The organism is Janthinobacterium sp. GW823-FHT03B06, assembly GCF_058796955.1.
This window is the reverse complement of record NZ_JBXAJE010000011.1, coordinates 16,629-41,588: the sequence shown is the minus strand read 5'-3', so window position 1 is coordinate 41,588 and position 24,960 is coordinate 16,629. Positions and strand designations below refer to the sequence as shown.

The 24,960-nt window shown below is 66.3% G+C and carries 15 protein-coding genes; 14 read left to right on the top strand and 1 reads right to left on the bottom strand.

Features of this window, described 5'->3' with window-relative positions; all coding sequences use genetic code 11:
- Positions 1-3: 3 nt before the first annotated feature.
- The 9 genes from AC1RBA_RS25870 (at position 4) to cobA (ending at position 10,624) form a co-directional block, all read left to right on the top strand.
- Positions 4-789 carry an ATP-binding cassette domain-containing protein gene (locus AC1RBA_RS25870; RefSeq protein ID WP_121669170.1) on the top strand — a complete coding sequence of 262 codons (786 nt, stop codon included), beginning with the start codon at positions 4-6 and terminating at the stop codon, positions 787-789.
- 8 nt (positions 790-797) lie between these two features.
- Positions 798-2,744: a bifunctional 5-dehydro-2-deoxygluconokinase/5-dehydro-2-deoxyphosphogluconate aldolase gene (locus tag AC1RBA_RS25865; RefSeq protein WP_492420246.1), complete on the top strand. Its 1,947-nt coding sequence runs from the start codon at positions 798-800 to the stop codon at positions 2,742-2,744.
- Positions 2,741-4,570, top strand: a complete 1,830-nt coding sequence (gene iolD / locus AC1RBA_RS25860; RefSeq protein ID WP_492420244.1) for a 3D-(3,5/4)-trihydroxycyclohexane-1,2-dione acylhydrolase (decyclizing) — start codon at positions 2,741-2,743, stop codon at positions 4,568-4,570. The genes AC1RBA_RS25865 and iolD overlap by 4 nt, the downstream gene beginning before the upstream one ends.
- Position 4,571: 1 nt before the next feature.
- Positions 4,572-5,486, top strand: coding sequence for a myo-inosose-2 dehydratase (iolE, locus tag AC1RBA_RS25855; RefSeq protein WP_492420242.1), 915 nt, complete (start codon positions 4,572-4,574; stop codon positions 5,484-5,486).
- On the top strand, positions 5,483-6,277 hold the full coding sequence (gene iolB, locus AC1RBA_RS25850) for a 5-deoxy-glucuronate isomerase (protein WP_492420240.1): 795 nt from the start codon (positions 5,483-5,485) through the stop codon (positions 6,275-6,277). The genes iolE and iolB overlap by 4 nt, the downstream gene beginning before the upstream one ends.
- Positions 6,278-6,291: 14 nt before the next feature.
- Positions 6,292-7,791 (top strand): CoA-acylating methylmalonate-semialdehyde dehydrogenase, encoded by a 1,500-nt coding sequence (locus tag AC1RBA_RS25845; RefSeq protein WP_492420238.1) that lies wholly within the window; start codon positions 6,292-6,294, stop codon positions 7,789-7,791.
- A 73-nt stretch (positions 7,792-7,864) separates the two neighbouring features.
- Positions 7,865-8,503: an ANTAR domain-containing response regulator gene (locus AC1RBA_RS25840; protein ID WP_070291249.1), complete on the top strand. Its 639-nt coding sequence runs from the start codon at positions 7,865-7,867 to the stop codon at positions 8,501-8,503.
- A 157-nt stretch (positions 8,504-8,660) separates the two neighbouring features.
- Complete coding sequence (locus tag AC1RBA_RS25835) at positions 8,661-9,839, top strand: CmpA/NrtA family ABC transporter substrate-binding protein (protein WP_492420236.1); 1,179 nt, start codon at positions 8,661-8,663, stop codon at positions 9,837-9,839.
- A gap of 14 nt (positions 9,840-9,853) precedes the next feature.
- Positions 9,854-10,624, top strand: coding sequence for a uroporphyrinogen-III C-methyltransferase (gene cobA / locus AC1RBA_RS25830; RefSeq protein ID WP_492420234.1), 771 nt, complete (start codon positions 9,854-9,856; stop codon positions 10,622-10,624).
- Positions 10,625-10,636: 12 nt separating this feature from the next.
- Here cobA and AC1RBA_RS25825 read toward each other — a convergent pair whose 3' ends face one another.
- Positions 10,637-11,617 (bottom strand): cyclase family protein, encoded by a 981-nt coding sequence (locus tag AC1RBA_RS25825; RefSeq protein WP_492420232.1) that lies wholly within the window; start codon positions 11,615-11,617, stop codon positions 10,637-10,639.
- Between the two features lie 108 nt (positions 11,618-11,725).
- On the opposite strand from AC1RBA_RS25825, the gene AC1RBA_RS25820 reads away from it, so the two are divergent.
- The 5 genes from AC1RBA_RS25820 to recD all read left to right on the top strand — a co-directional run bounded on the left by AC1RBA_RS25820 (position 11,726) and on the right by recD (position 24,921).
- Entirely contained in the window at positions 11,726-12,616 is an 891-nt protein-coding gene (locus AC1RBA_RS25820) for a LysR family transcriptional regulator (RefSeq protein ID WP_070291252.1), read from the top strand.
- 143 nt (positions 12,617-12,759) lie between these two features.
- Positions 12,760-15,795, top strand: coding sequence for a CHASE domain-containing protein (locus tag AC1RBA_RS25815; protein WP_492420230.1), 3,036 nt, complete (start codon positions 12,760-12,762; stop codon positions 15,793-15,795).
- Between the two features lie 75 nt (positions 15,796-15,870).
- Positions 15,871-19,305, top strand: a complete 3,435-nt coding sequence (gene recC / locus AC1RBA_RS25810) for an exodeoxyribonuclease V subunit gamma (protein ID WP_492420228.1) — start codon at positions 15,871-15,873, stop codon at positions 19,303-19,305.
- Entirely contained in the window at positions 19,302-22,973 is a 3,672-nt protein-coding gene (gene recB, locus AC1RBA_RS25805; protein ID WP_492420226.1) for an exodeoxyribonuclease V subunit beta, read from the top strand. Before recC ends, recB begins: the two co-directional genes overlap by 4 nt.
- Positions 22,963-24,921, top strand: a complete 1,959-nt coding sequence (gene recD / locus AC1RBA_RS25800; RefSeq protein WP_492420224.1) for an exodeoxyribonuclease V subunit alpha — start codon at positions 22,963-22,965, stop codon at positions 24,919-24,921. The genes recB and recD overlap by 11 nt, the downstream gene beginning before the upstream one ends.
- Positions 24,922-24,960 lie beyond the last annotated feature (39 nt).

Genomic DNA, 24,960 nt, shown 5'->3' with positions numbered 1-24,960 from the left:
ATCATGAGCGAATATATTCTTGCCCTGGAAAATGTCAGCAAGCGCTTCGGCTCCGTGCTGGCCTTGCAAAACATCACCATGCGGTTGCGCGAGGGGGAGGTTCATTGTTTGCTGGGCGACAACGGCGCCGGCAAGTCCACCCTGATCAAGACCCTGGCCGGCGTGCACAAGCCCACCGACGGCCAATACCTGGTCGATGGCAAGCCCGTCGTCTTCAATTCGCCCAGCGAAGCGCTGGACATGGGCGTGGCCACCGTCTATCAGGATCTGGCGCTGGTGCCGCTGTTGTCCGTGGCGCGCAATTTCTTCATGGGCCGCGAGCCGATGAAAAAGCTGCTGGGCCTGGTGCCCGTGATGGATATCGACTATGCGGCCGAGACGGCGCGCGACAAGCTGGCCGAGATGGGCATCATGGTGCGCGACCCGCACCAGGCCATCGGCACCATGTCGGGCGGCGAAAAGCAGTGCCTGGCCATCGCCCGCGCCATCCACTTCGGCGCCCGCGTGCTGATCCTCGATGAACCGACGGCCGCCCTGGGCGTGAAACAATCGTTCAATGTGCTGAAACTGATTTACAAGGCGCGCGAGCGGGGCATTTCCGTGATCTTTATTACGCATAATGTGCACCATGCGTATCCGGTCGGCGACTCGTTCACGTTGTTGAACCGGGGCAAGTCGCTGGGCACCTTTACCAAGGATACGGTAAGCAAGGATGCCTTGCTGGACATGATGGCGGGCGGTGCGGAAATGCAAACGCTGATGAGTGAACTCGACGGTGTCACGATTTAAGGATAGCCATGAATAATTCCACACAATTTGCCCAGGGCCGCGCGCTCGACGTGATCTGCCTGGGCCGCCTGGCGGTGGACCTGTACGCGCAGCAGATCGGCAGCACCCTGGAAGACGCGACGAGCTTTGCCAAATACCTGGGCGGCTCGTCGGCGAATATCGCCTTCGGCACGGCCCGGCTGGGCTTGAAATCGGCCATGCTGTCGAAAGTGGGCGACGACCACATGGGCCGTTTCCTCACCGACACCTTGGCGCAGGAGGGCTGCGACGTCAGCCATGTCGGCATCGACCGCGAACGGCTCACGGCCCTCGTCATGCTGGGCATCAAGGACAAGAACACCTTCCCGCTGATCTTTTATCGCGAAAATTGCGCCGACATGGCCATCGACGCATCGTCGGTGGATGCGGCTTTCATTGCATCGAGCAAAGCGTTATTAATCACCGGCACGCATTTCTCGACTAGCGCCATGCACGCCGTCAGCACGCAGGCATTGCAGCTGGCGCGCGCCAATAACGTGCGCACCGTGCTCGACATCGATTACCGGCCCGTGCTGTGGGGCTTGTCCGGCAAGGCGGACGGCGAAACGCGTTTCGTCTCGAACGAAGGCGTGACCCGCCACTTGCAGGCCATCCTGCCGCAGTTCGACCTGATCGTCGGCACGGAAGAGGAATTCATGATCGCCGGCGGCGGTGCCAACATCATGGCGTCCCTGCGCGCCGTGCGGGCCGCCACCCTGGCCACCCTCGTCGTCAAGCGTGGGCCGCTGGGCAGCGCCGTCATCGACAATGTGGTGCCGGCCAGCCTCGATGACGCGTATAACTACCGCGGCGTGCGCGTCGAAGTGCTCAATGTGCTCGGCGCCGGCGACGCCTTTCTTTCCGGTTTCCTGAAAGGCTGGCTGCGCGGCGAGGATTACGAGGCGTGCTGCCGCTATGCGAACGGCTGCGGCGCCCTCGTCGTGTCGCGCCACGGCTGCGCGCCGGCCATGCCGTCGCCCGTCGAGCTCGACTATTTCCTGGCCAATGCGGCCAAGCTGACGCAGCCGGACCAGGACGCGACCTTGTCGCGCCTGCACCGCACGACGGTCGCGCGCAAGGAGTGGAATGAGCTGTGCGTGTTTGCGTTCGACCACCGCACGCAATTTTTTGAGCTGGCGCAACAAACCGGCGCGCCCGAAGCGGCCATTGCGGCCTTGAAGCAATTGATGGTGCAAGCCGTGGCGCAAACGGAAACGGCCTTGCAACTGGCCGGCAAGACTGGCGTGCTGATCGATGGCCGCTATGGCGTCGACGCGCTCAACGATGCGACCGGACGCGGCTGGTGGATAGGCCGTCCCGTGGAATTGCCAGGATCGAACCCGCTGCAATTCGACTGGGGCCGCTCCATCGGCTCGCACCTGCTCAGCTGGCCGAAGGAACACGTGATCAAGTGCCTGGTGCCGCTGCATCCGGACGACGCCGTGGAAAACCGCCTGGAGCAGGAAGCGCAGATCAAGGCCCTGTATGACGCGGCGCAAGTGAGCGGTCACGAACTGTTGCTCGAAGTCATACCGTCGGAAGCCTTGCCGCACGGTGATGATACCGTCTTGCGCGCCGTCAAGCGCCTGTACAATCTGGGCATCTACCCCGAATGGTGGAAACTGGAAAGCATGTCAGCTGCGCAATGGCAAGCCATCGATGCCCTCGTGCACGAGCGCGATCCGTATTGCCGTGGCGTGGTATTACTGGGCCTGAACGCGCCCATCGCCGCCCTGGCCGACAGTTTTGAGCAAGCCAGTGCCAGCACCACCTGCAAGGGTTTCATGGTGGGCCGCACCATCTTCCAGGAACCGAGCCGCCGCTGGCTGGCCGGCGAACTCGACGATGCTGGCCTGATCGCCGCCGTGCGCGCCAATTTCGAGCAGCTGATCAGCTTGTGGCAACGCACGCGCAACCGCCTGGAGCGTGCGGCATGAGCGCCACGATCAGATTGACCATGGCGCAGGCCTTGATCCGCTACCTGTCCGTGCTGCGCACCGAGGACGGCGAACCTTTGTTCGGCGGCGCCTTCGCCATCTTTGGCCACGGCAACGTCGCCGGCATGGGCGAGGCGCTGTACCAGTACCGCGAACAATTTCCCACCTACCGTTCCCACAACGAGCAGGCGATGGCGCACTCGGCCATTGCCTATGCGAAAGCCCACATGCGCCGGCGCATGATGGCCGTGACCAGTTCCATCGGTCCCGGCGCCACCAACCTGCTCACGGCCGCCGCGCTGGCGCACGTGAACCGCCTGCCGGTCTTGCTGTTGCCCGGCGACGTGTTCGTCTCGCGCGCGCCGGACCCCGTCTTGCAGCAGCTGGAAGATGGCACGGACGGCAGCGTCTCGGTCAACGATGCCTTCAAACCGCTGTCGCGCTATTTCGACCGCATCGTCTATCCGGAACAATTGCTCACCGCCTTGCCGCGCGCGATCGCCGCCTTGACGGACGCGGCCGCTTGCGGCCCCGTGACCTTGTCCCTGCCGCAGGACGTGCAGACGATGGCGCATGACTATCCCGTGGATTTCTTTGAACCGAGAGTCGTGCGTTTCCGCGCCGTGCCGCCCGTCGAGCAGGAACTGGAAGAGGCGGCCGTCTTGCTGCAAGCGGCGAAGCAGCCGCTGATCGTCGCCGGCGGCGGCGTGCTGTACGGCCAGGCCGGCGCCGCGCTGCAGGCGTTTGCCGAGCGCCACGGCATTCCCGTGGCGGAAACCCAGGCCGGCAAGAGTTCTTTACCGTGGGACCACCCGTTGCAGCTGGGCGCCATCGGCGTCACCGGTTCGCCCGCCGCCAACGCGCTGGCGGCGGACGCGGACGTGGTGCTGGCCGTCGGCACGCGCCTGCAGGATTTCACGACAGGATCGAACTCCCTGTTTGCGCAGGCGCAACTGGTGAGCCTGAACGTCAACAGTTTTGATGCGCTGAAACGCCGCGGCCTGGGCTTGCAGGCGGACGCGACACTTGGCTTGCAGGGACTGTCGCGGTACTTGCCTAACTGGAACAGCGCAGGCCAGTGGCTGGACCGCGCGCAGCAGGCGGGGAGCGCGTGGCGCGATACCGTGCTGGCCATCACCGGCAAACGCGAGGTGGCCGGCTTGCCGTACGACGGCGAAGTCATCGGCGCCGTGCAGCGTTCCGCACCGGATTCTACTGTGCGCGACATCGTCGTCTGCGCGGCCGGGACTCTGCCGGCCGAGCTGCATAAAATGTGGAGAACATCGACGCCGGGCGGCTACCACATGGAATACGGCTATTCGTGCATGGGCTATGAAATCGCCGGCGGCCTCGGCGTCAAGATGGCCAAGCCGGAAGCCGAAGTCATCGTCATGGTGGGCGACGGCAGCTATCTGATGATGAATTCGGAAATCGCCACCTCCGTCATGCTCGACAAAAAACTCATCATCGTCGTGCTCGACAACCGGGGTTACGGCTGCATCAACCGCCTGCAGCAGGCCTGCGGCAATGCCTCGTTCAACAATATGTTGCCCGACAGCGCCCCCCGCATCGACTTCGCCCTGCATGCGCAATCCCTGGGCGCGCTGTCCGAACACGTTGCCGACATTGGCGAACTCGAGCAAGCGATGCTGCGCGCCCGGGCAGCTTCCCGCACGTATCTGATCTGCATCGACACGGACGACACGCGCACGACGCAGGAGGGCGGCTGCTGGTGGGAAGTGGCCGTACCGGAAGTGTCGACCCAGCCCGGCGTGCAAGCTGCGCGTGCCCGTTATGAAAACGATCGCCTGAAACAAAGGAATTGAAATGACTACCTGGAATGTACGTATCGGCATCAACCCGATCTCGTGGATGAACGACGATTTACCGAGCCTGGGCGGCGAAACGCCGCTGGAAACGGCCTTGAAGGAAGGCGCCGAGATCGGCTACGTGGGGTTTGAACTGGGCAACAAGTTTCCCAAGGATGCTCCGGCCCTGAACGCCGTGCTGGGCAAATATGGTCTGGCGTGCGTCTCGGGCTGGTATTCGGGCCGCCTGGCGCACCGCTCGGTGGAAGAAGAGATCGCTTCTGTTGGCCCGCATTTACGTTTACTTGCCGACAGCGGCGCCACCGTCATGGTGTATGGCGAAGTGGCCGACGCCATCCAGGGCGAAGCGCGCCCCCTGTACAAACGCCCGCGTTTCCAGTCCGCCCAGCAATGGCAGGACTACGCCGATAAATTGACGGCGTTTGCCAAGCATTTGCTGGCGCACGGCGTGCGCCTGGCCTATCACCACCACATGGGCGCCTACGTGGAAACCCCGGCCGACGTGGATCAACTGATGGCCCTGACGGGGCCGGAAGTGGGCTTGTTGTTTGATACGGGTCATATCACCTTTGCCGGCGGCGACGCGCTGGCGGTGCTCAATAAACATATCGACAGGATTTGCCACGTGCATTGCAAGGATGTGCGCCCGAACGTGGTGAAACTGGCCCGCAACGGCCACTGGAGTTTTTTGCAGGCCGTCATCAATGGCGCTTTCAGCGTGCCGGGCGACGGCTGCATCGACTTTCCGGCCATCCTGACGCGGCTGTATCTGCATGGCTACGCGGGCTGGCTGGTGGTGGAGGCGGAGCAAGACCCGGCCGTCGCTCCCAGCTATCAATACGCGAAGATGGGCCACGATTACCTGGCACGCCTGGTCGATGCGATTCCGCGCCTGGGTCGGGAGGCGGCATGAGCCCGCTGCTGGTGAAAGCGGGGCAGGGACAGACCATCGTCGAAGTCACGCCGGAATCGGCCGGCTGGACGCACGTGGGCTTTGCCGCCCACCGCCTGGCGGCGGGCGAGGTCTTGACGCTGGAGACGGGCAGCCGCGAACTGTGTCTCGTCGTGCTGACGGGCACGGTCACGGTGCAGGCGGGCGGGCAGATCTGGGAATCCATCGGCAAGCGCGCCAGCGTCTTCGAGGACGTCTCGCCCTACGCCGTGTATGTACCGCTGGACACCACGGTGCGTATCACGGCCGTGAGCGCCGCCGAGGTCGCCCTGTGCAGCGCACCGGCCACGACCCACCGCCCGGCGCGTCTGATCGAGCCATCGAGCATGACGCGCTCCGTGCGCGGCAAGGGCGCCAACACGCGCTATGTGTGCGACATCCTGCCGCAGACGGAAGAAGCGGACGGCTTGCTGGTGGTGGAAGTCGTCACGCCGTCCGGCCATTCGTCGAGCTATCCGCCGCACAAGCACGACAGCGACAATATTCCAACCGAAAGTTCGCTGGAAGAAACCTATTACCACCGGCTCCATCCCGAGCAGGGCTTTGCCTACCAGCGCGTCTACACGGATGACCGCAGCATCGATGAAGCCATGGCCGTGGAAAACCACGACGTGGTGATGGTGCCGCGCGGCTACCACCCCGTGACCGTGCCGTATGGCTACGACGGCTATTACCTGAACGTGATGGCGGGCCCCAAGCGGGTCTGGCATTTTAAAAACGACCCGGCCCATGACTGGCTGATGACGAAATAACCAAGGACAAGACAATGACGACCCCGATGATCGGCCACTTTATTGGTGGCAACCCGATGGCTTCGCGCACCGAGCGCACGAGCGACGTGTTCAACCCCGCCACGGGCGCCGTGACGGCCAAGGTGGCGCTGGCCACGCCTGCCGAACTGAACGCGGCCGTGGCTGCCGCCCATGCAGCGTTTCCCGCCTGGTCGCAAACGTCGCCCCTGCGCCGCGCACGGGTCATGTTCAAATTCAAGGAGTTGCTGGAGCAAAACGCCGACAAGCTGGCCGCCCTGATTACGGCCGAACACGGCAAGGTCTTCACGGATGCGAAAGGGGAAGTGACGCGCGGCATCGAAGTGGTGGAATTTGCCTGCGGCATCCCGCAGATGATGAAGGGCGAGTATTCGGAACAGGTGGCCGGCGGCATTGACGCCTGGTCGATCCGCCAGGCGCTCGGTGTCTGTGTCGGCATCACGCCGTTCAACTTTCCCGTGATGGTGCCGATGTGGATGTTCCCGATGGCCATTGCCTGCGGCAACACGTTTGTACTGAAACCGTCGGAACGCGACCCGTCGGCCAGCCTGCTCTTGGCGCAGCTGCTGACGGACGCGGGCTTGCCCGACGGCGTCTTCAACGTGCTGCAGGGAGATAAAGAAGCCGTCGACGGCTTGCTGCACCACCCGGACGTGCGCGCCGTCAGCTTCGTCGGTTCCACGCCGATCGCCGAATACATCTATGCGACGGGCTGCGCGCAGGGCAAGCGCGTCCAGGCCCTGGGCGGGGCGAAAAACCATATGGTCGTCATGCCAGACGCGGATATCCCGCAGACGGTCGATGCCCTGATGGGCGCCGCCTTCGGTTCGGCCGGCGAGCGCTGCATGGCCATTTCCGTCGTCGTGGCGGTGGGCAATGTGGCGGACCAGCTGGTGGAAGCCCTGGTGCCGCGCATTGCGGCACTCAAGATTACGCAGGGCATGGATCTGTCGGCCGAGATGGGGCCGGTGGTGACGCAAGTGCACAAGGAGAAGATCGCCGGCTATATCGCGCAAGGTGTGGAAGAGGGCGCCAAGCTCATCTGCGACGGGCGCGGTTTTGTCCTGCCCGGCCATGAGCGCGGCTTTTTCCTCGGCGGCAGCCTGTTCGACCACGTCACGCCCGAGATGACGATCTACAAGGAAGAAATCTTCGGCCCCGTGCTGTGCATCGTGCGCGTGCCCGATTTCACGGCGGCGCTGGACCTGGTCAATGCGCATGAATACGGCAACGGCACGGCCATCTACACGCGCGACGGCAACACGGCGCGCGAATACACGCACCGCGTGCAGGTGGGCATGGTCGGGGTGAACGTGCCGATCCCCGTGCCGATGGCCTTCCACAGCTTCGGCGGCTGGAAGCGCAGCCTGTTCGGCGACCACCATGCGCACGGCCCGGAATCGGTGCGTTTCTATACGAAGCAGAAGGCGGTGACGCAGCGCTGGCCGGCCTCGACGGCGGCCGGGGCCGAGTTTGCCATGCCGACCCTGAAGTAATTCCGCTGTAAAACCGGCTGGTTCGCTTCTTGCTTACTGCAATGGTTGTGTTTAGCCATTGCAGATCGCTCCCATGACGTCCAGCCGTACCCAGCCTTTGCGCATCGTCGTCGTCAACACTATTGTCGAGCACGGCGTGCACGAGAATGCGGCCTTGGCTGCCCAAGTGCAGCGCGGCAATGCCTTGCGCATCGGCTTGCTGGAATCGGGCTACGACATCGTCGCTTCCCTGCCAGCCGACCTCTACCTTCCTGAACGCATCGCCCAACTGCAGCCTGATCTCATCATCATTGACGCGGAATCGGATGCGCGCGACGTGCTCGAGCACATCGTCATCGCCACGCGCGACGAGCGCCGCCCCATCGTATTATTTACGGAAGACGGCGCCACGGCCAGCATCGACGCGGCCATGGCGGCCGGCGTCTCCGCCTACATCGTGGCCGGCTTGCATGCCGAGCGCATCTTGCCCGTGCTGAACGTGGCGCTCGCGCGCTTTCGCCAGGAAGAAAAATTGCGCGCCGAATTGCTCGACACGCGGCACAAGTTGCTGGAGCGCAAGGTGATCGAGCGGGCCAAAGGCCTGCTGATGACGCATCACGGCTTGACGGAAGACCAGGCTTACCAGCGCTTGCGCAGCATGGCCATGAACAAGAAACTCAAGCTGGCAGAGATTGCCCAGCGCATCCTCGACGTGGAGGACTTGTTGGGATGAATCGTCCATTTCCTGACACATGCTGGTGCAGCGCACCATTGCGGTGCGTTTCCTGCCGCCATGAAGCGGGCAGGTACGGGCACGCTCCTTGCTGCTGGAAGGTGAGAGCCTTGCCCACGGTGGCACGGCAAAACAGTATTTATCGGCAAGGAATGGTATGACAGAGAAAATGGCAGACAGCGCCCAGGTGATGCGGACCCTGCAGCCGGAAAGACAGACGATACGCATCGGCTACCTGCCGCTGACCGATTGCGCCTCGCTGGTGATGGCGTCGAAGCTGGGTCTCGATGAAAAATACGGCATCAAGATTGAACTGAGCCGCGAGATGTCGTGGGCCGGTGTGCGCGACAAGCTGAACAATGGCGAACTCGACGCGGCCCATGTGCTGTATGGCCTCGTGTATGGCGTGCAGATGGGCATCGGCGGGCAGCAGCGCGACATGGCTGTATTGATGAATCTCAACCACAGCGGCCAGGCTGTCACCGTGTCGGCGGCGCTGGCGCGCGAGGGCGCCCACGATGGTCCCACCCTGGCGCGGCATATGCGCGCCACGGCGCGGCCGTTTGCGTTCGCGCATACTTTTCCGACCGGCAACCACGCGATGCTGCTGCAATACTGGCTGGCCGCGCATGGCATTGATCCGCTGCGCGACGCGCGCGTGATGACGGTGCCGCCGTCGCAGATGGTGGCCGCCTTGCGCGCCGGCCAGATGGACGGCTTTTGCGCGGGCGAACCGTGGGGCTACAAGGCCATCGTCGATGGCGTGGGCGTGACGGCAGCCGCCAGCGGCGCCATCTGGCCCGACCATCCGGGCAAGGTGCTGGGCACCAGCGCCGCGTTTGCGCAGCAGCATCCGAACAGCTGCCGCGCCCTGATCGCCGCCGTGCTCGAGGCGGGACGCTGGATCGATGCCAGCGATACCAACCGGCTGGCCATGGCGGCCACTCTGGCCGAGCCCGCTTACCTGAACACGCCGCAGGAAACGCTGGCGCCGCGCATTCTCGGCCATTACCAGGATGGGCTGGGCAAGATCTGGGACGAGGCGCACGGCTTGCAGTTCTACGGCGATGGTACCGTGAATTTTCCGTATCTGTCCGACGGCATGTGGTTCATGACCCAGCACCGGCGCTGGGGCTTGCTGCGCGATGAACCCGATTATCTGGCGGTGGCAAGGCAAGTCAACCGCATCGACCTGTACCGCCAGGCGGCGGAGATGACGGCCACGACCGTACCAAAAGCCCCCATGCGCAGCTCGACCCTGTGCGACGGCGTCGTGTGGGACGGCAGCGCGCCGGAAGCGTACGCGGCATCGTTTGCCATCGGCCATTTTTTCTGACTGGAGAGTGCATCATGGCGCAATGTGGAAGTGTGACACTGGTCGGCGCCGGTCCCGGCGACCCGGACCTGCTGACGATCAAGGCAGTAAAGGCCATCGCGCGGGCAGACGTGGTGCTGATCGACGACCTCGTCAATCCGGCCGTCCTTGCCCATGCGGCACAAGGCGTGCGCGTGGTCGAGGTGGGCAAGCGGGGCGGCTGCGCTTCCACGCCGCAAGCGTTTATCGAACGGCTGATGCTGGCCGAAGCGCGCGCCGGCCTGCACGTGGTGCGGCTGAAAGGGGGCGACCCGTATCTGTTCGGGCGCGGCGGCGAAGAGCGCGCTTATTTGCGCAGTCATGGCGTGGCCGTCGAGGTGATCCCCGGCATCAGCAGCGGCCTGGCCGCGCCGTCCGGCATCGGCGTGCCGCTCACGCATCGCGCCTGGAGCCAGGGCGCCATCTTCGTCACGGGCCACGGCAAGGATAGCGCCTCGGAGCCGAACTGGGCGGCCCTGGCGCATAGCAAGCTCACCCTCGTCATCTACATGGGCGTGGCCAGGGTGACGGCCATCCAGGCCGGCTTGCTGGCCGGCGGCATGGCGCCCGGCACGCCCGTGGCCGTGGTGCAATCGGCCAGCCTGCCGGCCCAGCGCCAGTTGCTGAGCACTTTGCAGGAGCTGCCCGACGACTTGCAGGCCAGCGGCCTGGGCAGCCCCAGCATCATCGTCGTGGGCGACGTGGTGCGCTGCGCCGATGCCTGGGATGAGCATGGCGCACAGGGCTTGCACGCCGCCTGCGTCTGAGCCTGTCCGCGCCTAGCGGATCGGCAGGGCCACGGGACGGATGGGCGCCGCGTCGCCGCCACGGAATTTCAAGGAAGCGCCGATGAAGGCGAACTGGTACACCTTGTCGCGCGACAGCGCTTCCAGGTCGACCAGTTCCAGGATGGGCGTGCCCTGCTGCGCCAGCAGATAGGTGTGCACAGGCAGGTAATTGTTCGCCACTTCGGACGGAAACGCCTCGAAACTGAGGTTGTCCGCGCCCACCACCATGGCGCCGCCATCTTCCACGAGGAATTTCGCCGCATCGAGCGACAGGCCTGGCGGATTGGCCATGTAGGTGTGCGCCTGCTCATAATGCTGCATGCGGCCCGTGCGTATCAGCACCACGTCGCCCTTTTCCAGCGTGACCTTCTGTTGCGCCAGCGCCGCGCGCAAGTCTTGCCGCGTCACCCGGTAATTATCGGGCAGTTGTTTGAGACCCTTGGCCACGGCCACGTCGATCAGCACGCCGCGCGCCACGATCGGCGGCAATTTCTCCGCGCCCGTCACGGTCCAGCCCCGGTCACCCAGGTAGTGTTCCTCCGTAAAGCCATTCCATATCTTGCCGTTCAGGCCGAAGTGGTTCAGGGCATCGATATGCGTGCCCATGTGCGCATACATGGACACGGCCGAGCCCGTGTAGCTGACGTGGCGGTTCATCTGTTCGCCCACCTGCATCGAATCGGCCACCACGTTGCCTTTCGGTGTGTGCGTCATCCACATCTGGTAGGGCGGGTCGCCGGCCGCCTGCCAGCTGGGCATGCCGATATAGAAATCGACGGCCAGATCATAGCTCTTGCCGCCGTCGATGCGCGCCAGGATAGCGGCACGCGAGGCCGGCGTCATCAGGTTCAGGCGGCCGATCTCGTCTTTCGGGCCCCAGGGGCTGATGCCCACTTCGGGCAGGGCGGCCTGCACTGTCCCTCCGAGCAGGGCCAGCAGCAGGGCAGTCAGGGTGGCGGATGGGTTGAACATGGGGTACTCCTTGTGTGACATGAATAAAGAAGCCGCCATCATATTGTTTTTTATTTCAATGATAATTAGCGATAAAATAATAAGATATTCAACTGTAGAGAAATAATGATGGATGTCCTGGCGCACATGCGCGTGTTTCGCAAAGTGGTCGAGCGCGACAGCTTCAGCAAGGCGGCGCTGGATTTGAATCAGTCGGCGGCGGCCATCAGCAAGCAGGTGCGCCAGCTCGAAGCGCGCCTGGGCACACTGCTGCTGGTGCGCACGACGCGGCGCATGAGCTTGTCGGACGGCGGGCGTGCCTACTATCTCGAATGCTGCCGCCTGCTCGACGAGGTCGATGCGCTGGAACTGGCCACGCGCGGCTGTACCGGCAAGGTGGCCGGGCGGCTGCGCGTGAATGCGCCGCTGTCGTTCGGCCTGAAGGTGCTGTCGCCCTTGCTGCCGGACTTCATGGCCCGCTATCCGGACGTCAAGATCGAGATGACCCTGGATGACCGCCTGCGCGACGTGGTGGGCGAGGGCTATGACGTGTCGCTGCGCATCCGCGCCGCGCTGGCCGATTCGTCCCTGGTGGCGCGCCGCCTGGGCGACGTCGAGCAGATGATTTGCGCAGCGCCGGCCTACCTGGCGCGGCGCGGCACGCCGCGCCAGGCGCAGGACTTGCACGGCCACGACTGCCTCGCTTACCGCCTGGCCGACAGTCCCGGCGTCTGGCAGCTGGCCGGCCCGGAGGGGCCGAGCAGCATCGTGCTGCCCGTGCGCTTTTCCGCCGACAGCAGCCTGCTGCTGGCCGATATGCTGGTGGCGGGCATCGGTGTGGGGGCGCTGCCGTCGTTCGTCGCCGCGCCGCTGCTGGCCAGCGGCGCCCTGGTGCGCGTACTGCCGTCGCACGGCATGGCCAGGCGCGGCGTGTATGCCTTGACGCCCGACGGACGCCACGTGCAGGAAAAGGTGCGCGCCTTTTGCGACTTCCTGGCCGGGGCGCTGCAGGGGGGCTAGGCACCCGGTGTTTTCCAGTGCAACCATCCTGCGCGCTTTTTTTCTTGCGCAAGCGCGTCGGGCATGAGCTTTGATAGTATCCTCGTACTTGCTGGGCGGCCGGAGCGCCGCACATTCGAGGAAACCGGAATAAGCGATCGACAATGCACACTTTGAGCAAGGGCGGGGCGGTATCGGGCTTCAGGATATGGGCGGGCGGCCTGCTGCTGGCCCTGGCGGTGGGCGGTGCCCTGTATGCGGGCGCGGCGCGCACGGTCAATGATGACGCCGAACAGCGTTTCGACAATCTCACGCATGGCGCCCAGCATAGCCTGATCACGCGCGTAAAAAGCTATTCCGACCTGTTGCGCGGCCTCGAGGCCCTGTTCCGCACCAGCGAGCACCTGACGCGCCGCCAGTTCCACGATTACGTGGCCGGCCTCGATATCGTGCGCCAGTTCCCGGCCATTGAATCGGTCAACTACGCGGCGGCCGTCCCGTCAGTACAGCGCCCCGCCTTCATCGAGGCCGTGCGCCGTGACACCAGCCTGGCGCCGCGCGGCTATCCCGCTTTCACCATCCGGCCTGCGGGCGAGCGGCCTGAATACACGGTGCTCACCTACCTGGAGCCCGATTCCCTGCTGGCCGAACGCATGGGCGTCGATATCGGCGCCAACCCGCTGGTGGCGCAGTCGCTGGCGCAGGCCCGCGACAGCGGCCAGGTCAGCGCATCGGGGCAGGTGATCATGATCAAGGGGCCGCCCGCGCATATCGGCCTGGGCATGCGCCTGCCCGTGTACCGCAATGGCATGCCGCAGGGCAGCGTGGCCGAGCGCCGCGCCGCCTACCAGGGCTCCGTCGGCATCGGCTTTGGCGTGGCGCAGCTGGTGCACAGCGCGCTCGAACGCAGCGCCCTGGAACCGCTGCACCTGACCCTGTACAGCGCGGCCGACCCTTTGACGGCCAGCGGGTCCCTGTCCATCACGCCGCAGGACCGCCTGCTGTTCAACGATGACGGCGACCTGGCGGCGGCGCCGGCGCAACCGGGCAGCGATGCCGACTATTTCGACCAGGTGCTGCCCGTCGCTTACCAGGGCGGCCTGTGGAAAGCCCATTTCCGCGTGCGCAAGGCGGAGCTGTACAGCCCCTTCGACCGCTATTTTCCATGGCTGGCGCTGGGCGTCGGCGTGGCCGGCACCCTGCTCATTTACGGCTATATCTTTACCTTGTACCGGTCGCGCCGCAGCGCGGTGGCGCAGCGCACCCTGCTCGATACGGTGCTCGACAGCGTCGACGCCTACGTCTACATGAAGGATGCCGACCTGCGCTACCGCTACGTCAATGCGCGCACGGCAACCATCCTCGGCCGTCCCGCGGAGCAGCTGATCGGCCGCCAGGATGGCGAGTTGATGCTCGGCGATGCGGCGGCCGCCGCGCAGTTGACGGAGCGCCAGGTCTTCGACAGCGGCGCCAAGTTCGTCGGCGAGGAGCGCTTCGTCGATGCGCAGGGCCAGGTGCATCACCTGTGGAGCGTGAAGGTGCCGCTGGGCTTGCCCGGTCCCGTCACGGGCCTGATCGGCCTGTCCACCGACGTGACGGAACTGCACCGCCTGAAAGAGCAGGCCGACGCGGCCAGCCAGGCCAAGAGCGACTTCCTGTCGAACATGAGCCATGAAATCCGCACGCCGATGAACAGCATTATCGGCATGGCGCACCTGGCGCTGAAATCGGTGGCCGATGCGCGCCAGCGCGACTATCTGCAGAAAATCTTCCATTCGGGCCAGCATTTGCTGGGCCTGATCAACGACATCCTCGATTTTTCCAAGATCGAGGCGGGCAAGCTGGAACTGGAGGTGCTGGACTTCCGTCTCGACACCCTGCTGGCGAACATCGCCAGCCAGCTGGGCGACGCGGCCGCCGTCAAGGGCCTGGCGCTGCAGTTCGATATCGCGTCCGAGCTGCCGCAGCGCTGGCGCGGCGACCCGCTGCGCCTGGAGCAGGTCTTGCTGAACCTGACCAGCAACGCCATCAAGTTTTCCGACAATGGCAGCATCTTCGTGCGCGTGCGCCAGTCCGAGGAGCGCGCCAGCCATGCCATGCTGCGCTTCGAGGTGCAGGACCGGGGCATCGGCATGAACCAGGAAGAGGTGGCGCAGCTGTTCCGCTCCTTCCACCAGGCCGACCCGTCGACCACGCGCAAGTATGGCGGCAGCGGCCTGGGGCTGGTGATCAGCAAGCAGCTGGTGGAGCTCATGGGCGGCAAGGTGGGCGTGTACAGCCAGCCGGGCCTGGGCAGCACCTTCTGGTTCACGGCGCGCCTGGAGAAGAGCGCGCAGGGGGCCGACGAGCGCATCGCCGAAGTGGAGCCGGAAGTGCTGGGGGTGATACGCGGCGCTTCCATCCTGCTGGTGGAAGACAACATCTTCAGCCAGCAGGTGGGCTGCGAGCTGCTGGAAGACGCGGGCGCCACCGTTTGCGTCGCCTGCAATGGCCGCGAGGCGCTGGAATTGCTGGCCCGCCAGCGCTACGACTGCGTGCTGATGGACGTGCAGATGCCGGAGATGGACGGCTTCGAGGCGACGCGCCGCATCCGCGCCGACCCGAAACTTGCCGGCCTGCTGGTGATCGCCATGACGGCCAACGCGGGCAGCGAAGACCGCGCCCGCTGCCTGGAGGCGGGCATGGATGAATTCGTGACCAAGCCGATCGCCCCGAATCTGCTGTTTCACCTGCTGGCGAAATGGTTTCGCCTGCGTGGCGGCATTGGCGGCATCGGCCGCGACAGGCTGGCGGCGGCACCGACACCGCCGACAGCGCCGCCATCGGACGCCGCGCCGGAATCGCGCGACACGGCCATCCTCGATCTGGCCACCCTGGCGCTCACGTTCAGCAATGACGCCGTGAAGATGCGCAAGTACACCCAGCTGTTTCTCGACACGGCGCGCGACGGCATCGCCGAAATGGAGCAAGCCATGGCGCTGGAAGACCTGGGGCGCCTGGCCGACCTGGGCCACCGCAGCAAATCGTCGGCGCTGGCCGTGGGCGCGCACGCTTTCGCCGCCCTGTGCCTGTCGATCGAAGGCTTGCGCCTGGGCGGCGACATGCAGCAGGCGCGCGCCTTGCTGGCGGCGCTCGGGCCGGCGCTGGCGCAGGTGGCGGAACAAATTTCCGTGGAATTTGCCGCCAGCGACGCCCCTTGAGGCAGGCAGCGGCGATAATAGGCGTTTGACGTCTCCGGTCACCCGGCCGCAGACGCGGCAACCCATCGGATCAGCATGCATACACCCGTCACGCCCGGCCTTCTCATCCTGCATGGCAACCAGCTGGAACAGCTGCGCGCCGCCGTCTTCCAGTGGCTGCGCCAGCATCCGCTGGCGCCGCTGGAAACGGACATCTTCCTGGTACAGTCGAACGGCGTGGCCGAATGGCTGAAGATCGCCCTGGCCGAGGAGATGAAAGTGTGCGCCGCCACGCGCATCGCGCTGCCGGCGCGCCTGCTGTGGGAAAGCTACCGGGGCATGCTGGGCCGCGAGCGCGTCCCGCGCGTGTCGCCTTTCGATAAATCCCCGCTGACCTGGCGTCTGATGCGCCTGTTGCCGTCGCTGCTGGCCGACCCGGTGTTTGCGCCGCTGCGCTACTTCCTGGCCGATGGCGATTGCGAACGCCGGCTGCAGCTGGCCGAGCGCCTGGCCGACTTGTTCGACCAGTACCAGGTCTACCGCGCCGACTGGCTGGCCGACTGGGCGGCCGGGCGCGACCAGTTGCGCACGGCGCGCGGCGAGTCCATCGTCTTGAAGGAAGACCAGCGCTGGCAGGCACAGTTGTGGCGCGCCGTGGGCCAGGACGTCGAGGCCTTGGAGCGCGATACGGGCCGCGCCGACATCCATGAGGCCTTCCTGGCGGCGATCGCCGCCGGCGATGCGCCGCTTGGCAAGCTGCCGCGCAGGGTGGTGCTGTTCGGCGTGTCGGCCTTGCCGTACCAGACCTTGCAGGCGCTCGCTGCGCTGGCGCGCCACACGCAGGTGGTGCTGGCCGTGCCCAATCCATGCCAGTTCTACTGGGGCGACATCATCGACGGGCGCGACTTGCTGCGCGCGGAAAACAAGCGCCAGCGGCAGCGCAACGGCACCGACCTGGCGCACATTCCGCTGGAAGAATTGCATGCGCACAGCCATCCGCTGCTGGCCAGCTGGGGCAGGCAAGGGCGCGATTTCATCCGCATGCTTGACGAATTCGACGAACACGCGCAAGCCGAAGGGCGTGACGACAGCCTGCGCATCGACCTGTTCGGCGAGGAGACGGGCGAAACCCTGCTGCAGCAGGTGCAGGTGGCCATCCGCGAACTGCGCCCGCTGGCCGAGCATGAGCAGGTGCCGCCCGAGGCAGGCGACCGCTCGATCGAATTTCACGTGGCGCACAGCGTGCAGCGCGAAGTGGAAGTGCTGCACGACCAGCTGCTGGCCATGTTCGCGCACAGCGCCGAGACGCTCTTGCGTCCGCGCGACGTGGTCGTGATGGTGCCCGATATCGACACGTTTACGGCCGCCATCCACGCCGTTTTCGGCCAGTACCGGCGCAACGACGAGCGTTTCATTCCGTTCGAGATCGGCGACGTGAAGGACCGCAGCGTCAATCCGCTGCTCGTCGCGCTCGAGTGGCTGCTGCAGCTGCCGCAGCAGCGCTGCCGCCAGAGCGAAGTGCGCGACCTGCTCGACGTGCCGGCGCTGGCGGCACGTTTTGGCCTGCAGCCGGACGACCTGGCCACCCTGGGCGCCTGGATCGAAGGGGCGGGCGTACGCTGGGGCCTGGACCAGGAACACCGCGCCGGCCTGGGGCTGGGCGCGGCCGGGGAACAGAATGCGTGGATCTTCGGCGTGCGGCGCATGCTGCTCGGTTACGCCAGCGGCAGTGGCGCCAGCTTCGGCGGCATCGAGCCGTATGCGGAAGTGGGCGGCCTCGATGCGGCGCTGGCGGGTTCGCTGGCGCAGCTGGTCGAGGCGCTGCTGCACTGGCGCACCGTGCTGGCCGGCGCCTGCACCCCCGCCGAGTGGGGCGCGCAGGCGCGCGCGCTGCTGGCCGCCTTCTTTGATGCCGACGACGAGGGCGACCGCCTGACCCTGGCGCAGCTCGAGGGCGCCTTGCAGGGCTGGCTGGAAACCTGCGAGCATGCGGGCTTTGTCGAGCCGGTGCCGCTGTCCGTGCTGCGCGTGGCGTGGCTGGGCGCGCTGGACGAACCGACCCTGAACCACCAGTTCGTCTCCGGCGGCGTCACCTTCTGTACCCTGATGCCGATGCGCGCCGTGCCGTTTCGCGTCGTCTGCCTGCTGGGCATGAACGATGGCGATTTCCCGCGCCGCGCGCAGAAGGCCGATTTCGACCTGCTGGCGCTGCCCGGCATGGCGCGCCCGGGCGACCGCTCACGCCGCGACGACGACCGCTACCTGATGCTCGAAGCCTTGCTGGCCGCGCGCGACAAGCTGTACGTGAGCTGGGTGGGGCGCAATGTGCGCGACAATTCCGAGCAGCCGCCGTCCGTGCTGGTGTCGCAGCTGCGCGACTACCTGGCCGCCGGCTGGTCGCTGGACCGGCACCTGGTGTCGCTGACCACCGAGCACGCGCTGCAGCCGTTCAGCCGCCGCTATTTCGAGGCCGATGGCTTGCTGACCTATGCGCGCGAATGGCGCGTGGTCCATACCAATGCCGATGCGGCCGATGCCGATGCGCAGGCCGCCGCGCTGCCGCTGGGGCCTTACGAACTCGATCCCGGCACGCGTCTGAAGCTGGGCGAGCTGGCCAGCTTTTTGCGCCAGCCCGTCAAGTACTTCTTCCGCCGCCGCCTCAGCGTGTATTTCGCCGACGCCGCCATGCTGGGCGAGGATGAGGAGCCGTTCGGCCTGAATGCGCTCGAACGCTATCTGCTGGAAGACACCATGCTCGATGACGGCGGCGCCGTGGAAGATATCGATGACGTGCGCGCCAGCCTGGAAGCGCGCGCGGCACGCCTGGCGCGCGAAGGCGTGCTGCCCATCGGCCTGATCGGCCGGCAGGTGCAGGCGCAGCTGGTCGAGGCGCTCGTGCCCGTGCGCAGCGCGTGGCTGTCCTTGCGCGCTTCGTTCCCGCTCGCGGCCGACAAGCGCGCCATCAACCTGCCCTACGGCGAAGTGCAGATCGACGACTGGCTCGACAGATTGTGCAGCAACGGGCAGGAGACGGCCTGGCTGATGCAGATTTCCTCGAAGGTGACGGACAAGGGCGGCCAGGCGCGCGGCGACAAGCTGATGCTGATGTGGCTGCGCCAGCTGGCCGCCGCCGCCCTCGGTTTCCCCGTCACCGGCTACCTGGTGGCGCGCGACGCCATCGTCAGCATGGCGCCGCTCGATCCGGCCAGTTCGCGCGACGCGCTGGCGACCCTGCTGGCGCTGTGGCGCGAAGGCATGAACCATCCGCTGCCCACGGCCTGCAAGACGGGCCTGGCGCTGGTGCAGCAGGGCGACCCGCGCGCCGTGTATGACGGCGGCTTCGACATCTCGGGCGAGCGCGAAGAACTGTGCCTGGCGCGCCTGTGGCCCGAGTTTTCCGCCCTGGCCGCCGAGGAAGCGTGGCAGGACTGCACGCGCGAGCTGTATGGCCCGCTGGCCGACTGGCTGCAACAACACATCACGATCGACCCGATCAGCGCGCCCGATGATGGCGCGGGAGAAGAACCATGACGAGCCACCTGCTCAAGCCCCTGGCGTTTCCGCTGCACGGCTCGCGCCTGATCGAGGCGTCCGCCGGCACCGGCAAGACCTGGACCATCGCCGCGCTGTACGTGCGCCTCGTACTGGGCCACGGCGACGATGACAGCCGCTTTACGCGTCCGCTGCTGCCGGCCGACATTTTGGTGATGACGTTTACGCGCGCCGCCACGCGCGAATTGTCGAACCGCGTGCGCGAACGCCTGATCGAGGCGGCCGCGTATTTTCGCCACGAATCTGGCATTGAATCCGGCGGCGGCGACCCGTTTCTCGACGCCTTGCTCGAATCCTATCCTGACGAGAGCGAGCGGCAAAAGGCCGCGCACCGGCTGATGCTGGCCGCCGAGACGATGGATGAAGCGGCCATTTTCACCATCGACGCCTGGTGCCAGCGCATGCTGCGCGAGCACGCGTTCGACAGCGGCAGCCTGTTCGACGAAGAACTGGTCAGCGACGAGCAAGCGCTGTTCGAGGATGCGGCCCACGATTATTGGCGCCAGCAAGTTTATCCCTTGCCGCCGCAGGCGCTCGACGTGCTGCTGGCATGCTGGCCCGACGTCGGCGCGTTGAAGAAGGGCGCGCGCGAGCTGGCGCGCCGCGCCGACATCATGGGCATGGCGGACGAGGAACCGTTGTCCACCCTGATCGCGCGCGAACAGCGGGCGCTGGCCGCGCAGCTGGCCACCCTGAAGGCGGGCTGGGTCGAGCGCGTGGACCTAATGGCCGCCTGGATTAACGACCACCGCGCCATCAATCCCAAGTGTTTTAACGGCGTCAAGATGAAGCCGGAGAACCTGGCGAAGTGGTTCGACGGCTTGCGCCGTTGGGCACAGGACCCGCTGTTGCTGCTGCCCGCCATCACGGCCAAGGCGTGGGAACGATTGACGCCGTTCGGCATCGAGGATGCGTTTGCCAAGAGTTTCACGGCCCAGGTGCCCGAGTGCTTCGCGCATACGGAGGCGCTGTGGAGCGCCCTGGCGGCCATCACGCCGCTGGCGCACAAGCTGCACCTGCATGCGGCGGCGGCCATCGCGCGGCGCATGGATCAGCTAAAACGCCAGTCGCGCCAGTTCGGCTTTGCCGACATGCTGCAGCGCCTGCACGACGCGCTGGCCGGCGAGAATGGTCCGGCCCTGCGCCAGCGCATCATCGACCAGTACCCGCTGGCCATGGTCGATGAATTCCAGGATACGGCGCCCGCGCAGTACCAGATCTTCAATTTGCTGTACCGCATTGCGGACAATGATCCCGCGCAAGGATTGTTCCTGATCGGCGACCCGAAACAGTCGATCTACGGCTTTCGCGGCGCCGACATCCAGAGCTACCTGGCGGCGCGGCGCGCCACGGCAGGGCGCCACTACCAGCTGGGCACCAACTACCGCTCGACGGCGCCCCTGGTGGCGGCCGTCAACCAGCTGTTCCTGCACGCCGAGCGCGACGAGGTGCCGGCCGGCGCCTTCCGCTACCGCAAAAACGGCGAGAATCCGCTGCCGTTCGAGGCCGTCGACGCCAAGGGCCGCGACGAGTACCTGGTGAATGCGGGCGGCCCGCTGCCGGCCCTGCTGGCCGCTTGCGCCAGCGATGAAGGATTGCGCGGCGACGGCTACCGCGAGTATTTCGCCCAGCATTGCGCGGAGCACATCGTCGCCATGCTGGGCGATGTGCAAGCGGGTTTCGATGGCCCCGACGGTTTCACGCGCCTGCAGCCGGCCGACGTGGCCGTGCTGGTGCGCGACCGCAAGGAAGCGGCGGCCATCCGTCGCGCGCTGGCGCGCCGCCGGGTCGCCAGCGTCTACCTGTCCGACAAGGATTCCGTCATCGACAGCGAGGAGGCGCAAGACGTGCTGCGCTGGCTGGCGGCGCTGGCCAACCCGCTCGACGGGGGCCTGGCGCGCGCCGCGCTCGCCACGCGCACGATCGGCCTGTCGCTGGGCGAGCTGGCGCGCCTGTCGAGCGACGAACTGGAATGGGAACGCCGGGTCGAGCAGCTGAAGGCCCTGCACCTGATCTGGCAGCGCCAGGGCGTGCTGGCCATGCTGCGCCGCTTCATCCACGAACTGCAATTGCCCGCCATGCTGTTGCAGCAGACGGGCGGCGAGCGGCGCCTGACGAATCTGCTGCACCTGGCCGAACTGCTGCAATCGGCCAGCCGCCAGCTCGATGGCGAGCAGGCGCTGATACGCTGGCTGGCCGAGCAGATCGCCGGCGAGGGCGACAACGGCGACGAGCGCGTGCTGCGCCTGGAAAGCGATGCGGAACTGGTGAAAGTCATCACCGTGCACAAATCCAAGGGGCTCGAATATCCGCTCGTGTATCTGCCGTTCGCCGTCACGGCGCGCAAGGTGGATAAACGCAACCGCAGCTTCTTCGACTATGCGGGCGACGATGGCGAACGCCGCCTCGACCTGTCCTTGTCCGACGAAGCCATGGCGTTTGTGGAAGAGGCGCGCATCGAGGAAGACTTGCGCCTGCTGTACGTGGCCCTGACGCGCGCGCGCCACTTCCTGTGGCTGGGCGTGGCCGCCCAGGCGGCGCGCAAGGCGGGCGAGAACACCTTGCACGAATCGGCGCTGGGCTACCTGCTGACGGGCGGCGACAAGCTGCCGGCGGAGCAGCTGCTGCTGCGCTGGCAGCAGGTCGCGGGCAGCTGCGACGCCATCTATGTGAGTTCTCTGGCGCAGCCCGACGCCTGCACGGTGCTCGATCGCATCGAGCGCCGTCCCGAATTGCGGCCCGCACCCGTGTTCGTGGGCGAATTCGAGCGCGACTGGTCGGTGGGCAGCTTTACGTCGCTGACGCGCCAGATCGGCGCCGTGGCGGCCGCGCACGTGCCGCAGCGGGCGCTGGAAGAGACCTTGCTGGAAGATGGCACGGCCGTGGCCGTGGCCGCGCCGACGACTATGGGCGACGCGCCATGGCACCGCTTCCCGCGCGGTTCCGTGCCCGGCAATTTCCTGCATGAGCAGCTCGAGTGGATGGGCGGCGAAGGCTTTGACGGCGTCCACGATGCCAATTTCGATGCGCGCCTGGCCGCGCGCTGCGAACGGGCGGGCTGGGGCCACCGCCAGGAAGACGCCATCGCCTGGCTCCGGGAAATCGCCGTCACGCCGCTGCCGCTGCTCGATGCCTCGCTGTCGCAGCTGGACAGCACCCTGTCCGAGATGGAGTTCTGGTTCCCCAGCGAGCATTTGTCCACCGAAGCGCTGGATAAACTGTGCACGCGCTTGCTGCTCGACGGCGCGCCGCGTCCCGCGCTGCCGCGGCGCCAGCTGCACGGCATGCTGAAAGGCTTTGCCGACCTGGTCATCGAACGGGAGGGGCGCTACTGGGTGCTCGACTACAAGTCGAACGCGCTCGGCGCCAACGACGCCGCCTACCACACGCAGGCGCTGGCGGCCGGCATGGCGCAGCACCGCTACGACATCCAGGGCGCCATCTACATGCTGGCCCTGCACCGGCTGCTGAAAAGCCGGCTCGGCGGCGCCTACGACCCGGCCGAACATCTGGGCGGCGCCATCTTCCTGTTCCTGCGCGGCATAGCGAATACGGATACGCATGGCTGCTACTGGCTGGCGCCGCAGCTGGAATTGCTGGACGGCCTCGATCAACTGTTAGAAGAAACGGAACACCATGCAGCATGACGCGCAGATGGACGCATTGTTTACCCATGTCGACGGCGTCGCCGGGGATGGCCATCTGCGCCGCCTGAGCGCCGCCTTTGCCCGCTTCATCGCCAGTCTGGACGGGCATGTGCCGCATGCGCCCGCAGTGGCCGTGGCCTGCGTGGTGCTGTCCGAACTGGAAGGGCGGGGCCACAGCTGTTTGATGCTGGCGGACCTGGCCAGCGAACCGTCGCAGCTGCTGGGCTGGAGCGAGGAGCTGTGGCATGGGGTGCTGGCCGTTGCCGGCCCGCTGCCGGACAGCGCCGTCGGCTGGCGCGCGCTGCTGGCCGGCGCGCCGCAGGTGTGGCAGGTGGGTGCGCCCGATGTGAAACAGCCGCTGGTGCTCGAGGGCGACCGTTTGTACCTGCGCCGCTACTGGCGTGACGAGACCCTGGTGAGCGAGAAAATCGCCCTCCGCGCGCAGGACTTGAGCGAGCCGCCGCTGGCGCAGGTGCGGCAATGGCTCGACATCCTGTTCGACCAGCCCACGCAGGACGGTGGCCCGGACTGGCAAAAGGTGGCCTGCGCCGTCGCATTGCGCGGCAAGGTGGCCATCATCACGGGCGGCCCGGGCACGGGCAAGACGTACACGGTGGCCAGTTTGCTGACCTTGCTGTTTGCCGTCTCGCCGCAGCTGGAGCAGCTGCGCATCGCGCTGGCCGCGCCGACGGGCAAGGCGGCCGCGCGATTAAAACAGTCGATCGACAAGGCGCTCGAAGGGCTGGCGGCGAAGGCCGGCGACGCGCTGCCTCTGCTGGAACTGGCGCGGCGCATGGGCGCGGCGCGCACCCTGCATAGCTTGCTGGGCGCGCGGCCCGATACGCGCGCCTTTGCCCACCACGCGGGCAATCCGCTCGACGTCGACGTGCTGATCGTCGATGAAGCGTCGATGGTGCACCTGGAAATGATGGCCTCCGTGCTCGACGCCTTGCCTTCCACCGCCATCCTGATTCTGCTGGGCGACAAGGATCAATTGGCGTCCGTGGAAGCGGGCGCCGTGCTGGGCGACTTGTGCCACGATGCGCAGGCGGGCGGCTACACGGACGCCACCATCGCCTATGCGCAGGCGGCCAGCGGCGTGGCCATACCTGCCGCCTTCGCGGGAGCGGCCGGCGCGCTGGCCCAGCAGACGGTGATGCTGCGCCACAGCCACCGCTTCAGCGGCCCGATCGGCGAGCTGGCGCTGGCCGTGAATGCCGGCAGGCCCGACCTGGCCAGGGCGTGCTTCGCCGCCGACAGCGGCGGCCAGCTGGCGTGGAGCGTGCCGGCGCAGCAGGAAGACGTGCTGCGCCTGGCCTTGCGCGGGCGGGTGGACGCGCCGGGCGGCTATCAGCCTTACCTGGCGCTGGTGAACGCGGGCGAGGCGGCGTACGCGCAGCATGACGACTGGGTGCGCGCCGTGCTGCATGCTTTTGAAGCGTTCCGCATCCTGTGCGCCGTGCGCGAGGGAGAATGGGGCGTGGCGGGCTTGAACACGGCCATCGAGCTGCGGCTGGAAAAGGACGGGCTGATACGCCGCAGCGAATGGTATGTGGGCCGGCCCGTGATGGTCACGCGCAACGATTACGGTACGGGCGTGTTCAATGGCGACATCGGCCTGACCCTGCGCGACCCTGCGCGGCCCGGCTCCCTGCGCGTGTACTTCCTGGAAGGGGACAATGTGCGCAGCGTGCTGGCCACGCGTTTGCGCCACGTGGAGACGGCGTTTGCCATGACCGTGCATAAATCGCAGGGCTCGGAATTTCGCCACACGGTGCTGGTGCTGCCGCAGGAAGGCGGCGCCATGCTGGCGCGCGAGCTGGTCTACACGGGCATCACGCGCGCGCGCGACTTCTTTACCCTCGTCTCGCCCACGCAGGCCGTACTGTTCGACGCGATTTTGCGCCGCACGCAGCGCGCCAGCGGGCTGAGAGGGTTGATCGCCTGAGGGCTTGATGGGAGGGGGTGCGTTTCCTTGTGGAAATAT

Coding starts and splice junctions, on each gene's coding strand:
- AC1RBA_RS25870 (WP_121669170.1), top strand. CDS start 4: ATGAGCGAATATATTCTTGCCCTGGAAAATGTCAGCAAGCGCTTCGGC.
- AC1RBA_RS25865 (WP_492420246.1), top strand. CDS start 798: ATGAATAATTCCACACAATTTGCCCAGGGCCGCGCGCTCGACGTGATC.
- iolD (WP_492420244.1), top strand. CDS start 2,741: ATGAGCGCCACGATCAGATTGACCATGGCGCAGGCCTTGATCCGCTAC.
- iolE (WP_492420242.1), top strand. CDS start 4,572: ATGACTACCTGGAATGTACGTATCGGCATCAACCCGATCTCGTGGATG.
- iolB (WP_492420240.1), top strand. CDS start 5,483: ATGAGCCCGCTGCTGGTGAAAGCGGGGCAGGGACAGACCATCGTCGAA.
- AC1RBA_RS25845 (WP_492420238.1), top strand. CDS start 6,292: ATGACGACCCCGATGATCGGCCACTTTATTGGTGGCAACCCGATGGCT.
- AC1RBA_RS25840 (WP_070291249.1), top strand. CDS start 7,865: ATGACGTCCAGCCGTACCCAGCCTTTGCGCATCGTCGTCGTCAACACT.
- AC1RBA_RS25835 (WP_492420236.1), top strand. CDS start 8,661: ATGACAGAGAAAATGGCAGACAGCGCCCAGGTGATGCGGACCCTGCAG.
- cobA (WP_492420234.1), top strand. CDS start 9,854: ATGGCGCAATGTGGAAGTGTGACACTGGTCGGCGCCGGTCCCGGCGAC.
- AC1RBA_RS25825 (WP_492420232.1), bottom strand. CDS start 11,617: ATGTTCAACCCATCCGCCACCCTGACTGCCCTGCTGCTGGCCCTGCTC.
- AC1RBA_RS25820 (WP_070291252.1), top strand. CDS start 11,726: ATGGATGTCCTGGCGCACATGCGCGTGTTTCGCAAAGTGGTCGAGCGC.
- AC1RBA_RS25815 (WP_492420230.1), top strand. CDS start 12,760: ATGCACACTTTGAGCAAGGGCGGGGCGGTATCGGGCTTCAGGATATGG.
- recC (WP_492420228.1), top strand. CDS start 15,871: ATGCATACACCCGTCACGCCCGGCCTTCTCATCCTGCATGGCAACCAG.
- recB (WP_492420226.1), top strand. CDS start 19,302: ATGACGAGCCACCTGCTCAAGCCCCTGGCGTTTCCGCTGCACGGCTCG.
- recD (WP_492420224.1), top strand. CDS start 22,963: ATGCAGCATGACGCGCAGATGGACGCATTGTTTACCCATGTCGACGGC.